This is a genomic window from Klebsiella sp. X13 (assembly GCF_003323835.1).
Taxonomy (GTDB): Bacteria; Pseudomonadota; Gammaproteobacteria; order Enterobacterales; family Enterobacteriaceae; genus Klebsiella; species Klebsiella ornithinolytica.
This window is the reverse complement of record NZ_CP030874.1, coordinates 1,466,739-1,480,123: the sequence shown is the minus strand read 5'-3', so window position 1 is coordinate 1,480,123 and position 13,385 is coordinate 1,466,739. Positions and strand designations below refer to the sequence as shown.

10 protein-coding genes, 1 tRNA gene and 2 pseudogenes are annotated in these 13,385 nt (G+C 54.0%); 5 read left to right on the top strand and 8 right to left on the bottom strand.

Translation table 11 applies throughout. From position 1 onward, the window contains the following. Positions 1-4: 4 nt before the first annotated feature. The 4 genes from sixA to DSD31_RS07215 all read right to left on the bottom strand — a co-directional run bounded on the left by sixA (position 5) and on the right by DSD31_RS07215 (position 4,597). Positions 5-490, bottom strand: coding sequence for a phosphohistidine phosphatase SixA (gene sixA / locus DSD31_RS07230; protein ID WP_015583757.1), 486 nt, complete (start codon positions 488-490; stop codon positions 5-7). 209 nt (positions 491-699) lie between these two features. After that, complete coding sequence (fadJ, locus tag DSD31_RS07225; RefSeq protein WP_015583756.1) at positions 700-2,844, bottom strand: fatty acid oxidation complex subunit alpha FadJ; 2,145 nt, start codon at positions 2,842-2,844, stop codon at positions 700-702. Further along, positions 2,844-4,154, bottom strand: a complete 1,311-nt coding sequence (gene fadI / locus DSD31_RS07220) for an acetyl-CoA C-acyltransferase FadI (protein WP_032718007.1) — start codon at positions 4,152-4,154, stop codon at positions 2,844-2,846. Before fadI ends, fadJ begins: the two co-directional genes overlap by 1 nt. 158 nt (positions 4,155-4,312) lie before the next feature. Next, the gene (locus DSD31_RS07215) at positions 4,313-4,597 is read right to left on the bottom strand and encodes a YfcZ/YiiS family protein (protein WP_004865274.1); all 285 of its coding nucleotides are present in this window, start codon (positions 4,595-4,597) and stop codon (positions 4,313-4,315) included. 371 nt (positions 4,598-4,968) lie between these two features. Here DSD31_RS07215 and fadL point away from each other — a divergent pair, with 371 nt between their 5' ends. Then, the gene (fadL, locus tag DSD31_RS07210; protein ID WP_162786312.1) at positions 4,969-6,309 is read left to right on the top strand and encodes a long-chain fatty acid transporter FadL; all 1,341 of its coding nucleotides are present in this window, start codon (positions 4,969-4,971) and stop codon (positions 6,307-6,309) included. Positions 6,310-6,377: 68 nt separating this feature from the next. Here the strand turns inward: fadL and mlaA are convergent, their stop codons facing one another. Next, entirely contained in the window at positions 6,378-7,139 is a 762-nt protein-coding gene (gene mlaA / locus DSD31_RS07205) for a phospholipid-binding lipoprotein MlaA (RefSeq protein ID WP_015583753.1), read from the bottom strand. Between the two features lie 268 nt (positions 7,140-7,407). On the opposite strand from mlaA, the gene DSD31_RS07200 reads away from it, so the two are divergent. Both DSD31_RS07200 and DSD31_RS07195 read left to right on the top strand, forming a co-directional pair. Continuing rightward, positions 7,408-8,313 (top strand): formate/nitrite transporter family protein, encoded by a 906-nt coding sequence (locus tag DSD31_RS07200; protein ID WP_004865281.1) that lies wholly within the window; start codon positions 7,408-7,410, stop codon positions 8,311-8,313. Positions 8,314-8,387: 74 nt separating this feature from the next. After that, a tRNA-Arg gene (locus DSD31_RS07195) sits at positions 8,388-8,462 on the top strand. A 436-nt stretch (positions 8,463-8,898) separates the two neighbouring features. On the opposite strand, the pseudogene DSD31_RS07185 reads toward DSD31_RS07195, so the two are convergent. Both DSD31_RS07185 and DSD31_RS26390 read right to left on the bottom strand, forming a co-directional pair. Continuing rightward, a pseudogene (locus tag DSD31_RS07185) lies at positions 8,899-10,281 on the bottom strand (VasL domain-containing protein). A gap of 83 nt (positions 10,282-10,364) precedes the next feature. Next, positions 10,365-10,511 (bottom strand): annotated as a pseudogene (locus DSD31_RS26390) (type VI secretion system baseplate subunit TssE); the annotation flags it as partial. Positions 10,512-10,963: 452 nt separating this feature from the next. On the opposite strand from DSD31_RS26390, the gene DSD31_RS07175 reads away from it, so the two are divergent. Continuing rightward, positions 10,964-11,446 carry a WbuC family cupin fold metalloprotein gene (locus DSD31_RS07175; RefSeq protein WP_015583750.1) on the top strand — a complete coding sequence of 161 codons (483 nt, stop codon included), beginning with the start codon at positions 10,964-10,966 and terminating at the stop codon, positions 11,444-11,446. Positions 11,447-11,653: 207 nt separating this feature from the next. Continuing rightward, the gene (locus DSD31_RS07170; RefSeq protein WP_004865368.1) at positions 11,654-12,454 is read left to right on the top strand and encodes a MipA/OmpV family protein; all 801 of its coding nucleotides are present in this window, start codon (positions 11,654-11,656) and stop codon (positions 12,452-12,454) included. Between the two features lie 10 nt (positions 12,455-12,464). Here the strand turns inward: DSD31_RS07170 and cynR are convergent, their stop codons facing one another. Then, positions 12,465-13,364 (bottom strand): transcriptional regulator CynR, encoded by a 900-nt coding sequence (cynR, locus tag DSD31_RS07165; protein ID WP_004865371.1) that lies wholly within the window; start codon positions 13,362-13,364, stop codon positions 12,465-12,467. Positions 13,365-13,385 lie beyond the last annotated feature (21 nt).

The window sequence follows — 13,385 nt, the reverse complement described above, 5'->3', positions numbered from 1 at the left end:
GGAGTCAGATAGCCTTCGCCATCTTCAGGTTGCAGGGGCTCATCTGCCAGTTGAACTCGCCCTTGCCATCTGCATCAAGGGTGACACAGGCAATAGCCGAAGTGGTGAACATCGGGGGAGTTTCTCCCGGGCACAGCTCTGAGACGAGGTACCCCACCAGCGGCAGGTGCGAAACAACCAGCACCGTTGAAACACCTTCATTGTTCAGCGTCTGAAGCCAGGCACTGACCATGCCAACATCGCCACACGGCGTGAGCTCCGGCATCACGTCGACATTTTCAGGCAGGTCCATGCACTCTCTTACCACATCCAGCGTCTGTTCAGCACGCAGGTAAGGACTGACAAGAACCCGTTCAATATCCACTTTTTGACCTTTCAGCCAGGTTGCCATCTGACGGGACTCATCACAACCACAAACGGTTAAGGGACGAACCGAGTCACTGGCTGCATCGAGGGCAGCGTCGCCGTGACGCATGATAAAAACTTGCATATTGCACCGCTTTTGTTAACCAGAAGCACCGCAGTCTTACCTGCGTGGATAGCACGCAGTCGACCCGGTGGCCGGGCATTGTGCCTGATTCATCCAACGAATGAAACGCTGTTTTTTACCTCAATGGCGTAAGTATAGTCAATGATTGTTTACAAAACAGCCAACAGACCACGTCATTCATCGCCGGATTTATCTTCTTTGACCAGAACTTAGGTCGTCCGTTCAGCAGTGGGCCAAAAGGTTGCCCCCTGCCCGGCCATACGCAATAAATTCTCGCATGGGGTAAACCGTGGGCCGTACTGAGCGGCCAGACGTTGCAAGATGGCAACAACTTCACCCGCCCCGAGTTGATCCATATAACGGAACGGGCCGCCAAGAAACGGCGGGAAGCCAATACCGAACACCGCGCCAATGTCGCCATCGCGGGCGCCGCGGATGACCTGCTCATCGAAGCAGCGCGCGGCTTCGTTAAGCATCATCATGACGCAACGCTCAGCTATCTGCTGGCCGGATAAGCGCGCCTGCGGGGCAGAAACGCCCAGCAGCGAATAGACCGTAGCATCGGGTCGTTTTTTGCTTGTACGCCCTTTTGTCTCATAAAGATAGAAACCGCGGCTATTTTTTCTACCTTTGCGATCGTCATTCAAGATCGCATCAATGATGTTTGCAGGCGGGCTAAAACGCTCTCCCCACGCGGCTTCCAGTACCGGCAGAATTTTGGTCCCGGTATCAATTCCGACTTCATCCAGCAGTTGAATCGGCCCAACAGGAAAACCGAATTTCACCAATGATTTATCGATATGATCAAGGGGCTCACCTTCCACGAGTAAGCGCATCGCTTCGTTGATGTAAGGCGCCAGAATACGGTTGACGTAGAAACCCGCTTTATCCGCCACGACGATCGGCGTTTTCCCCTGCATTTTGGCCAGCTTGACTACCGTCGCAATCGTCTGCGGATCGGTATGCTGATGGGGGATCACTTCAACCAGCGGCATTTTCTCTACCGGGCTGAAGAAGTGCAGGCCAATCACCTGCCCCGGTCGACTGGCCTGCGCCGCAATGTCGCCGATAGGGAGCGAAGAGGTATTGGAGGCAAAGATCGTCTGCGGGCTACAGTGTGCTTCGATCTCGGCCACCATCCGCTGTTTAAGAGCTAAATCCTCGAAGACGGCCTCGATCACCACATCGCGATGGGCAAATCCCTGATAATCCGTGGTGCCGGAAATCAACGTCAGCTGACGATCCCGTTCACTGGCGCGCAGATAGCGGCGGCGCACCTGCTTGTCCAGCAGATCCCAGCTGTATTTCAGCGCATGGTTAATCCCCCGAGCCTGAATATCTTTGATACGCACCGGAAGCCCGCCTTTGCAGGCGGTAACATACGCAATTCCGCCGCCCATCAGACCGCCACCGAGAATGCCGATGCGATTCAGTGGCCCGGCCTGCGCATCGGCACCACGATCTTTTTTCAAATCCGTGCTGGCAAAGAATATCGATCGCAACGCCTGAGATTGCGAGGTCATCGCCAGCTCACCAAAGGCACGTGCTTCCTCGGCATAGCCGCTGCTACAGCCGTGAGCTAATCCATTTTCAATCACCTGCAGAATGCGCTCGGCGGCAGGATAGTTGCCCTGGGTTTTCTGTCGGGTCTTTTTCCCCACCAGCCGAAACAGCAGATTACGGCCCAGCGGTCCGGCCAGCACCCGCTCACGGATCGGCATACTGCGGCTCGCCGGCCGCCCTTTCAGCGCCAGTTCCACCGCCGTCTGCAGCAGAATTGATTGCGGAACCACCTCATCCACCAGGCCCGCTTTTAACGCCTGGCGCGCGCGAAGCTGCTTGCCGGTCAAAATCATCTCCAGGGCGCCGCTGACACCGATCAGTCGGGGTAATCTCTGAGTACCGCCGGATCCCGGCAGCAGCCCCAGCTGGACCTCAGGCAGACCCAGACGCGTTTTCTCGTCATCGCTGCATACCCGTCCATGGCAGGCCAACGCCAGCTCAAGGCCGCCGCCCAGGCAGGCGCCGTGGATAGCGGCAATGACCGGAATCGCCAGGCCATGGATCTCCGCCATAATTTGTTGCCCCTGGCGGGCGAGCGCTTCCGCTTCCTGAGCGGTGGCGCAGCGGGCAATCATATTGATATCCGCGCCGGCGATAAAATTGTCCGGTTTTGCGGAAATCAGCACCACGCCGCGGAGGGTTTTATTATCACGAATCTGGCGAACGATCGCCCGCACCTGCTGGCCAAATTCGGCCTTCAGGGTATTCATCTTTTCACCGGGCGAATCGATCGTGATGACGGCAACGTTGTCCGGACGAATATCGAGGGTAAATGCCGATGCCATGTCCATTATTCCGCCTCCAGAATCATCGCCGCGCCGAGACCACCCGCCGCACAGGCGGTCACCAGGCCAAATCCGCCCCCCCTGCGCCGCAGTTCATGTAGCGTCTGGGTAATCATCCTCGCGCCGGTGGCTGCAAAAGGATGCCCGTAGGCAATTGAACCACCGAGGACATTGAATTTACTTTCGTCGACTTCCCCGGTCGCCTGCGAGCGCCCGAGCACGTCGCGAGCAAAGCGGTCGCTGGCCAGGCACTGAAGATTCGCCAGCGTCTGCGCGGCAAAGGCCTCATGCATGTCGATAAGCGTTAAGTCAGCCAGGGTCAGCCCCGCCCTTTCGAGCGCCAGCGGCGTTGACCACGCCGGCCCTAACAGCATATCCTGGCGGACATCGATGGCGGTAAAGGCGTAGCTGCGCAGGTAGCCAAGCGGGGTTAAGCCCAGCGCTTTGGCCTGAGACTCGGTCATCATGATCACCGCCGCGGCACCGTCGGTTAGCGGCGTACTGTTTGCCGCAGTGACCGTGCCATGCTTGCGGTCAAAAGCCGGACGTAACTTTTGGTAATCAGCCAGGGTTGAATTTTTACGAATATTGTTGTCGTTTTCCAGCGGTTCACGAAACGGCGGCGCATACGCAGTCATCACTTCAGAAGCCAGCTTCCCCTCTTCCCAGGCTTTCGCCGCTAGCTGGTGCGAGCGGTGTGCCAGCGCGTCCTGCTGTTCACGGGTAATACCCCATGTTTTTGCCATTTGCTCAGCGGTATCCCCCATCCGCAGCCCGGTCGAATACTCGGCAACCGCAGGCGGGACCGGTAAAAGATCGCGAAGGCGTAAACGGGAGAAGAGCTTCAGGCGCTGTCCGAGAGTGCGCGCTTTATTGGCATCCACCAGCGTACGGGCCAGCTTTTTACTGACGCCGATCGGCAGAACGGATGAAGAGTCTGCCCCGCCGGCAATACCTGCGCGGATCGTTCCCGCCATCAGGCTCTCCGCGACGTTGGCGACGGCCTGAAAACTGGTGGCGCAGGCGCGACTTACGCTGTAGGCATCGGTGTGTACGCTCATGCCGGCGCCAAGCACAATTTCGCGCGCAATATTTGGCGCTTCTGGCATCTGCACCACCTGGCCAAATACCAGCTGCTCAATCATTTCCGGGGGAATATCGCTACGAGCCAGCATTTCGCTGATAACCATTTTTCCCAAATCAACGGCGGGAACACCGTGAAATACCGTGGCCTGACGGGCAAACGGCGTACGTAAACCGCTGACAATGGCAATGCGATCGCCTTGACGGGTGACAAGCGGTAATGCCTGACTCATGACTTTCCCCTGTTAACCGATAAAACCAAGTGGTCTGACCTGATAACAGTTTTAACTAATTTTTTACATTAAGCCAATCGGCGAAGAGAAAAAGTGGGAGCCAAAACACATAGAAGGGAGGAGATAACGCCCCTGACGAGAGGGGCGTTGAGGAGAAATTAACGCAGAGCGAGCTGGAAAATCAGCGTTTCGGCTTCACAGCAGAAGACAAAATCGATATCCAGCTGCACACCGCCTTCAACGTCGGTAAAGGTCGGGGTAATTTTGCACGGTTCAGATTCCACGCCACGTGCTCTCTCAGTCAACGCGGCGAGAGTTTGTTCCGCTTCGGCGCGATTGGCAAAAACCCGGCTGTAAGAGGCGGTGCAATCGGTGTTGTCCATAATGGTGCCAACATCCATACAGCAGCAAACCGGGGTTTCATCAGCACTACATTTACTCATCGTAGATTTCCTCTGTATATGCACTCAAGGTGCCAGACAATTGATGAGGTTATTTTACGCGCGGCGCCTCCCGGCCTCCAGTCGTTAATGGCGACAAAAGTCCTAAGTGACCGAAATCACACTTAAAAATGATCCAAAACAAAAAATGCCCTGTTTAGATAATACGAACGAGGCCAATTTTGCTAACTGGATCGCTTTTTTCGTATCACAACTGAAAAATCTCATAAACAAACTTGCAACATCTCATCTGGTCAGACCTATACTCAGCGCACTGGTCTGATTTCTCTGTCGTAAAGCAGACCCTACACTTCGCGCTTCTGTTACGGCATGTAACATAGTTTAAATAAAAATAACTCAATGAGGTTATGGGCATGAGCCAGAAAACCCGCTTTACCCAATCTGCCCTCGCAGTGGCTGTAGCACTTGTTTCAACACAGGCCTGGTCAGCAGGCTTTCAGTTAAATGAATTCTCTTCATCAGGTCTGGGCCGCGCCTATTCCGGTGAAGGTGCAATTGCTGACGACGCGGGCAATGCCAGCCGTAACCCAGCATTGATCATGATGTTCGATCGCCCAACGATGTCTGCGGGCGCGATATTTATTGATCCCGATGTGAATATTTCTGGCAAGTCGCCATCTGGCAAAAGTCTGAATGCCGATAATATTGCGCCAACCGCATGGGTGCCGAATTTACATTACGTTGCCCCGATTAACGATCGGTTTGGCTGGGGGGCTTCAATTACTTCTAACTACGGTCTGGCTACCGAGTACGCCGACGATTATGCTGCCGGGACCATGGGCGGCCAAACAGATTTGACAACTGTCAACCTGAACCTGAGCGGTGCTTATCGCCTTAACGACCACTGGAGTTTTGGTCTTGGCTTTGATGCAGTCTACGCCAAGGCGAAAATTGAACGTTATGCTGGCGATGCCGGTATGCTCGCTGCGGGCCAGATTATGCAGCAGGTGCCTAATTTACCAGCTGCTGCGCGGCCAGCTGCGATTGCCAAAGCGCAGCAGCTCGCAGCGATTCCAGCGGATCAACAGATTGCTCGCTTGAAAGGTGATAAGTGGGGATTTGGCTGGAACGCGGGTATTCTGTATGAAGTGGACAAAAACAACCGCTACGGCCTAACCTACCGGTCTGAAGTTAAAATCGATTTCGACGGTGATTATCGTAGCAATATGAATACGGCTGTCCCGGGCTTCCCTTACCCAACCGGCGGTTCGACAATCCCGGGCTCTTTGACGCTGAACCTGCCAGAAATGTGGGAATTGTCAGGTTACAACCGCGTCGCGCCAAAATGGGCCGTGCACTATAGCCTTGCTTATACCAGCTGGAGCCAGTTCCAGGAGCTGAAAGCTACTGGTTCCGATGGCCAAACGCTGTTCTATAAAGATGAGAGCTTTAAAGATGCCTACCGCATCGCGCTGGGTACCACCTATTACTACGACGATAACTGGACCTTCCGTACCGGTATCGCCTTCGATGATAGCCCGGTACCGGCAAGCACCCGTTCTATCTCCATCCCGGATCAGGATCGTCTGTGGCTGAGCGCGGGTACCACCTATGCCTTCAACAAAGATGCTTCGGTTGACGTGGGGGTTTCATACATGCACGGTCAGCACGTAGAAATTAAAGAAGGTCCTTACACCTTCCGTTCTGAAGGCAAAGCCTGGCTGTACGGCGCAAACTTCAACTACCGTTTCTGATCGGTCTGGCAGTATAAAAAAAGGGTGAACGCAAGTTCACCCTTTTTTATTGTCATATTTAATCGCGTTTACTGCGAGTCGATATCTTTCAGATCGCCCTGAATCGCCTGAGCGTTAGGGTTCTCGACCGGCGTCAGTTTACCGCCGTTGGCAATAAAGTCATGACGCTGGAAGTAGGCTTCGCGAACCATGATATACGGGTCGGAAGACTGGCGCAGCAGGCCATCGGAGTCCAGCAGCTGAGCGCGAGTCTCAACCCCTTCAACCGCCCACTTACCGATGGACATCGGCCAGGTCAGCCAGGAAAGCACCGGATACAGACCATCAGCCATGTCACCGCCTTCATCACGCAGCGTAAAGCTGCCATAGAACGGCAGTTGTACATAAGGACCGTAACCCACGCCATAATGACCCAGGGTACTACCAAAGCGGTGCGGTTCAACACGCTGCAGTTTCGGGTTGGCCATCCCAGCGACATCAATCAGACCGCCCATCCCGAGAAGGGTGTTAAGGAAGAAGCGGGTAAAGTGCACCATACCTTTATAGGGATCGCCCTGCAGGAAGTAGTTCGCCATCACCGCCGGTTCTTCAAGGTTGCTGGTGAAGTTACTCAGCCCGTTGCGCGCCGGCTGCGGGACATAATCACGCCAGGCGACGGCAACCGGACGCAGCACGTACGGATCCACCACGTTAAAGTTGAAGTCGAACATCGTACGGTTAAACCCTTCAAGCGGGTCTGAACGCCCCTGCGGCAGATCGCCAGAGCTGGAACTGGCACATCCCACCAGCAATGTGGCGCCAAGCGCAAGCGCCGACAGGCGAAAATTCATAGGTGTCTCCCTGTTAATTTTGGCTATTGCTGTGGGTTATCCGGGGACTGCAGCCTCCATTACGATATCGCCCGAAGCAAATTGCAATCTGGTGCCTGCTTTCAGCATAGCCTTCTTTGGCATAATTGTTGCGCCCTGATTCTATACATATTTTGCAATATCCGTATTGCTATTCTTGCCATTAGGAAAAATTTAGGAGGTTATCCCGGGCCGGTCGGGTGAAACATCTCTACGCTTATGAGAACGAAAAAATGCAGGAGGAAATGCCATGACGACAGATCCCAAACCTCACGAACGTCCTCATAGCGAAGAGGTGGAGGTTGAAAGCGATGAAAAACAGGATGGCGAACCGATTGAGGTCAACGAGAAGCGCCTGCCCTCACGTGCGATGGCCACCCATGAAGAGATCCGTCAGGAGGGAGAAAAAGAGCTGGAGCGCGATGCCCTTGCTCTTCTGTGGTCAGCGGTAGCCGCCGGCCTGTCGATGGGGGCCTCGATGGTGGCGAAAGGGATTTTCCATGTTCACCTGAGCGAACTTCCCGGTGGTTATTTACTGGAGAATCTGGGCTATACCTTCGGGTTTGTTATTGTCATCATGGCTCGCCAGCAGCTGTTTACCGAGAATACCGTCACCGCGGTATTACCTATCATGCATAAGCCGACGCCCGGGAATATTGGCCTCCTGCTACGTCTATGGGGCGTGGTGCTTATAGGTAACCTGGTCGGTACGGCAATTGCGGCCTGGGCCTTTAATATGATGCCGATTTTTGACGATGCCACCCGCGGCGCGTTCCAGGAGATCAGTTTAAAGGTCATGGAAAATACGCCGTCTGAAATGTTTGCCAATGCGATTATTTCCGGCTGGCTGGTGGCGACCATGGTATGGATGTTTCCCGCCGCCGGCGCGGCCAAAATCGTGGTGATCATTATGATGACCTGGCTGATTGCGCTCGCCGATACCACCCATATCGTTGTCGGCAGCGTTGAGATTTTCTACCTGGTCTTCAACGGCTCGCTGCCCTGGCAAGACTTCATCTGGCCTTTCGCACTGCCGACGCTGGCTGGCAACATTTGCGGCGGCACTTTTATTTTTGCGCTGCTCAGCCACGCGCAGATCCGTAACGACATGAGCAACGACAAAAAGGAGCGGCTCAAGGCGAAAAAACACCCTTAAGTGGCGAGAGTTTAAGCAGTCAACCCATAGATGCTTAACGAACAAGGAAAAAAACGCTATACTCCCGCCGCTTCGTCCCCTTAGTTAAATGGATATAACGAGCCCCTCCTAAGGGCTAGTTGCAGGTTCGATTCCTGCAGGGGACACCATATATACCTCTCCTGACCTCTTTCAGATTCCATCGCCTTCCCTCGTACTCAGGAATCAACCTTCGACGGTGGCTATGGTTCATCAACTGATGTCTACCGGTTTGAGCGTAAAACAATGCGCGTTTGCGGGCCTTAATGTGAGTTTATCCTGTTCAATAAATAGTGAGTCCCTGAAGCTGCTGAATGCACGTCAGGTCGAGACGGCAAAACCTGGAGACAACGCCGGTGAACTCGCTGACGTCGCAGGAATCTATCTCACGATTAACATAACGGCTCAAAGTGCCCGCGCATGAACTCTCTGTTGCTCATACTTACAGACTTGCAAACTGTCGGGCGGTGTAGACCGGAATAGAAGGAAATCGATGTCAGGAAAGAGTCAGTCCCCAGCAGATTGTCTCGCACGAAAATTGAATTAATTTAATGAATAATAAAAATTTTATTTCGATGCCTTCTGTTTTATTTCAGCATAACGGGCAGCCAATTGCTTCGGATGCATCTCCAGTTGAGTCCTGTCCGCAACCGGTAACGATTTGCCAACAGGTGTTTGTGATAATACCCGCGGTTGCTCTTCAGCGGGTATGGATTGATTAAAGGACTGCATGGCGGAAAAGACCACTGATTTCAGCTCACTGACCGTCATATATTTACCCTTTTGCTCATCAAGCCCGTTCAGATTGTTACTCAGTTTCTGTAGCGTCGTCATTCCCTGATACCAGCCATTGAGATTTTCTACCGGCAATGAGGCAGCGCTAAGCTGCTGCTGCCACTGTTGTGTCAGAGATTTAGCCTGCTCCGGCCAAAGCGTCTGAGCCTGTTCCAGAAGCTGCCTGCTCCAGGCGATATTCCAGTCAGGAGGAAGCTTGTCCAGTCGGGCAAGCTGCTGCTGGGTTTGTGTGATAACCACAGGTGATAATGAGGATCGCTGGCGCAGCACATCCAGCTGTGCAGGTGTGAGTGCTGCAGGTAACGGCGCAAGTGAGGCGACGAGCTGAGTCTGAAGTGGGTCAGGCCGCAGCAAGATATGCCAACCCCATACCGTCGCGACGCTGACCACCAGCATGGTGCACAGCCCGGCGGCGAAGGATTTCGTTTTTTTTACCGGCGCGGGTATTGCCGCCTGTACGTCGATATTCTCCTCGGGTTCTGATTGCGCGACATACACCCACTTCCCTGTACTATCCGACGCGATCTCCCCTTCAGGTGGGCAACCGGCAAGGGTGCTCGTTGCCATTCATTACCGTCGCAGACAGCACGATACCGGGCTCAATGGTCACACCAGCGCAACCGGCGGTGTCATCACAGTTTTCCAGCCGGGCGGCATGGTTGTGCATCAGCGTACGCAAGGCATCAAACTGACTCAGGTGTTTAAGTTCCAGGCGCTGTAGCACGACGCAGAGACCGGTAAGCAACTGCTCTGCCCGATATAGCTGGCTGAGGTCGCTGTAATTCAGCAGGAGCGTGCGCATCCGTTGCTGCAGACGCTGACTCAGACCACTGAGGATTTCCATGCGGGCATGTACAGGTGAGGCCAGAGCGCGCCCCACTGATGGCTTATCAGGGCCTCCAGTATTGCCAGTCCGTCATTCAAACCAGCCAATGCGGCCAGATGCGTCCGCGCAAGCGTATACCAGGCAGCCGTTTGCAGTTCAACACTGTTTTGTTCAAATAATGAAAGGCAGAGCTTTTCGGCATATTGCCAGTTCACATCCGGGCGCGCCGGATGGCTCAGCTTACTCAGTTCATCACGCAGGGCGGCATAATCTGACAAGGTACGCGGATCGCCGCCGGTTTTAATTTTATGTGGAGTCATGTCATTCATAACCGGATATCCATCTGACGTGTCTGAAGCTATGGAGGATTTTTGAGGCACGGCGAATTTTACTGACATGGTGCTATCCGGCCTTACATGCGGGTGGTCGTGTCGAGATATTGCTGGTATTTAAGGTGTTGGAGTAACACTCGTCCTTCGGGCATAAACTCCGTGCGATAGCGCACCAGGCCAATACCTTTGAGTTCGGCATCAATGGCATAGCGCAGTTCACCGGGGATTTCCAGATTAAATCACTCAATTACTCTAAAAATTTAAAACAACAACGACATTAAAATAAGAATAATCCTCAGACAATGAGAAAAAATCTCACTTTAAAAAAACGAGTTATATAAAACCAGCCATATCTTAGAAAGATAGTTAATTCATAAAATGAATGCATTTTATTTTTGCACCGCTGACATAAGATAATAATTATCAGAATTTATGGAAGGTGTCATATATATAAAAAGGAGCAAGCTACGGTCCACCATGATCCAGGAAGTCGCCAAAAGGTCAATGGCGTGGCGGGTTGAATTTGCCACGTGAGACGACGCTTGATGAACCGAAAAACAGTGCGCGCCACTCAGGGGAAATGGATACAATGCGGCGACTGGCTTTCTGCAAAACAGTGCAAAGCTCATTCACGGTAGCGAAACCATTCGCAATCTCGGACCTCACGTCAGGCGGCTAAATGAAATACATCACTTTCAGCGACATGCAACAGCAGAGCGATGCGGCAGCGCGCTCACCTCGTTTGCGTGCACATCGTAATTTTCACCCGGAATTAACCGATCCCGTACAACGTCTGGCGATCGCGATGGAACCGGGCACCTACATTCGCCCTCACCGTCATCCGCACACCTTTGAACTGCTGTTAGCTCTCAGCGGGCGCTTTGTGGTACTGACTTTTGATGATCTCGGTTACGTCACTCGCCGCATCGTATTAGGTGAAGAGTGTACGGCGCTAGAGATGGATGCCGGGACCTGGCATGCGGTTCTGTCGCTGGACGCCGGCGGCGTTATTTTTGAGGTCAAACACGGCGGCTATCAGCCGGTTGCTGCCGGGGATTATGTCACCTGGGCACCTGCGGAAGGTGAAGAAGGAACGTTTGAACTGATGGAATGGTATCGTCAGGCTCAGGTTGGCGACGGCGGGCACATTCGCTCACTCTGACCAGGCCGGTTAAAAAACAGTCCGCTGCCTGGACGCGGCGGATTAAGACCTTTATAGCCCATAAAAAACGGTCTTATAAATTTAGAAAAAATAAAAAACTCGCCTACTGACTGACCCGCGCTGGTATATATTCACATTGGCAATATTTTATCTGCAGAGCATCTGCGCGTATTAGCGCCATAATCCCTCACCATATTTGGAATCCGGATGAAACCATTTCGCTACCCTGCTGCCACTCTCTGCTCCATGATGCTGTGTTGTTCGCCCGCCAGCGCCGAGGTTGACCTGGGTTCCATCGATATCTTCTCCGCATCGAATCCGAACAGTCCGGTCCCAAAAGGACTGGTGTTGGGAGCCGCAACGATTAGCGGAACGGCGCGCTACGAGAAGCAAAATAATGAAACTTACTTTATTCCCGGCGGGCTCTACTTCGGCGATCGGTTGATCTATCTCGGCGATCGCGCCCGTTACTATTTTCATATCGACGACAAAGTGGCTTTTTACGGCTATGGCCGCTGGCGATTTGGCAACTTAGATCCCAGCGATAATAGCGCGTTCAAGGGTATGGAGCAGCGAAAAGGCGAGTTTGAAGCCGGTATCGGCACCACGCTGATTACGCCCTATGCGCTGCTGAGCGCCCGTATCAGCTCCGACGTGACGGGGCGCAGCAATGGCCAGGAGCTGCTTTTGTGGGCAGATTTTCCCGTCATCAAAGATAATCTGCTGATCATGCCGGGGATGGGACTGATGATCCGCAGTAGCAATATGGCCAACTACTATTTTGGCGGCGTCTCGGCCAGCGAAGCCACCAGCCAGCGCCCGCAGTGGGATACCGGTACCACCGTCTCACCAATGGCGGCGATTATTACCAGCTACCGTTTCAGCCCCCACTGGGTTGGCATGTTCGCCGCCAACTACGAGCTGTATGATAAAGATATCGCCGACAGCCCCCTCGTTCAGCACAACGGCGAACTGTATGGCATTCTGGCCGTCGGCTATACCTGGTAAGCGGACACTATCACAAGGTTTTCCCACTGCTAAGCTCCCCGGCGATCTGTAATGCCATCGCGCTAAACGCGCGCGCCGCGGCACTCTGCCAGGCCTCTTTGTGCTGCAGCAGGCAAGCCGTTCGCTCCAGCAGCACCGGCATGAGCGTCACCGCCACCAGATCGTCGCGGTCCCGTACGATGGCGGCCGGTAACAGCGTCGCAAGCTGGGTATGTTGAATCACCGTCAGCACCGCGCTGATAGAGTTGGCCTCCATGTGCACCGTTGGCTGAATACCGTGCTGCCGGCAATAGCTGTCGATTTGCCCACGCGTCGCAAACTCCTCGCTCAATAAAATCAACGATTGCTGATTGAGCGCCTCCAGCTTCATACGGCGCTGACCCGCCAGCGGATGATGTCGCCCCACCACCAGCGCCAGCGTTTCGCTGAATAAAGGCGTGGCCACAATATCCCTTGAGCCGCTATCGGCAAAAGCAATCCCGGCATCCAGCTCGTCGTTAAGCAATAACGCTTCCATCCGCTGCTGGGCCATTTCACGCATCGTCAGCGTGATGTTCGGATAACGCTGATAAAAAGCCGCTACCAGCGGCCCCATAAAGTAGGTCGTAAACGTCGGCGTCATCGCCACCCGCAGCGTTCCCCGCTGCAGGTCTTCTACATCCAGCAGCGCTCGTTTACCCTCTTCCAGTTCCTGTAGCACCCGGCGGGCATAAGTGAGCCAGACCTCGCCGGAATCGGTCAAACGAATCTGCCGCCCGCTGCGGTCAAATAACAGGACGCCCAGCAGCTCTTCAAGCTGGCGGATCTGTTGAGAAAGCGCCGGCTGCGAAACATGCAGCGCCGTCGCGGCTCGGGTAAAACTGCGATGTTCCGCAACCGCCAGAAAACAGGTGAGATGGCGTAGCAGCATGGGCACTCCTATAAGTAAAAC

Excerpts from the sequence above, each read along its gene's own strand:
- sixA (WP_015583757.1), bottom strand. The coding sequence starts at position 490 with ATGCAAGTTTTTATCATGCGTCACGGCGACGCTGCCCTCGATGCAGCC.
- fadJ (WP_015583756.1), bottom strand. The coding sequence starts at position 2,844 with ATGGACATGGCATCGGCATTTACCCTCGATATTCGTCCGGACAACGTT.
- fadI (WP_032718007.1), bottom strand. The coding sequence starts at position 4,154 with ATGAGTCAGGCATTACCGCTTGTCACCCGTCAAGGCGATCGCATTGCC.
- DSD31_RS07215 (WP_004865274.1), bottom strand. The coding sequence starts at position 4,597 with ATGAGTAAATGTAGTGCTGATGAAACCCCGGTTTGCTGCTGTATGGAT.
- fadL (WP_162786312.1), top strand. The coding sequence starts at position 4,969 with ATGAGCCAGAAAACCCGCTTTACCCAATCTGCCCTCGCAGTGGCTGTA.
- mlaA (WP_015583753.1), bottom strand. The coding sequence starts at position 7,139 with ATGAATTTTCGCCTGTCGGCGCTTGCGCTTGGCGCCACATTGCTGGTG.
- DSD31_RS07200 (WP_004865281.1), top strand. The coding sequence starts at position 7,408 with ATGACGACAGATCCCAAACCTCACGAACGTCCTCATAGCGAAGAGGTG.
- DSD31_RS07175 (WP_015583750.1), top strand. The coding sequence starts at position 10,964 with ATGAAATACATCACTTTCAGCGACATGCAACAGCAGAGCGATGCGGCA.
- DSD31_RS07170 (WP_004865368.1), top strand. The coding sequence starts at position 11,654 with ATGAAACCATTTCGCTACCCTGCTGCCACTCTCTGCTCCATGATGCTG.
- cynR (WP_004865371.1), bottom strand. The coding sequence starts at position 13,364 with ATGCTGCTACGCCATCTCACCTGTTTTCTGGCGGTTGCGGAACATCGC.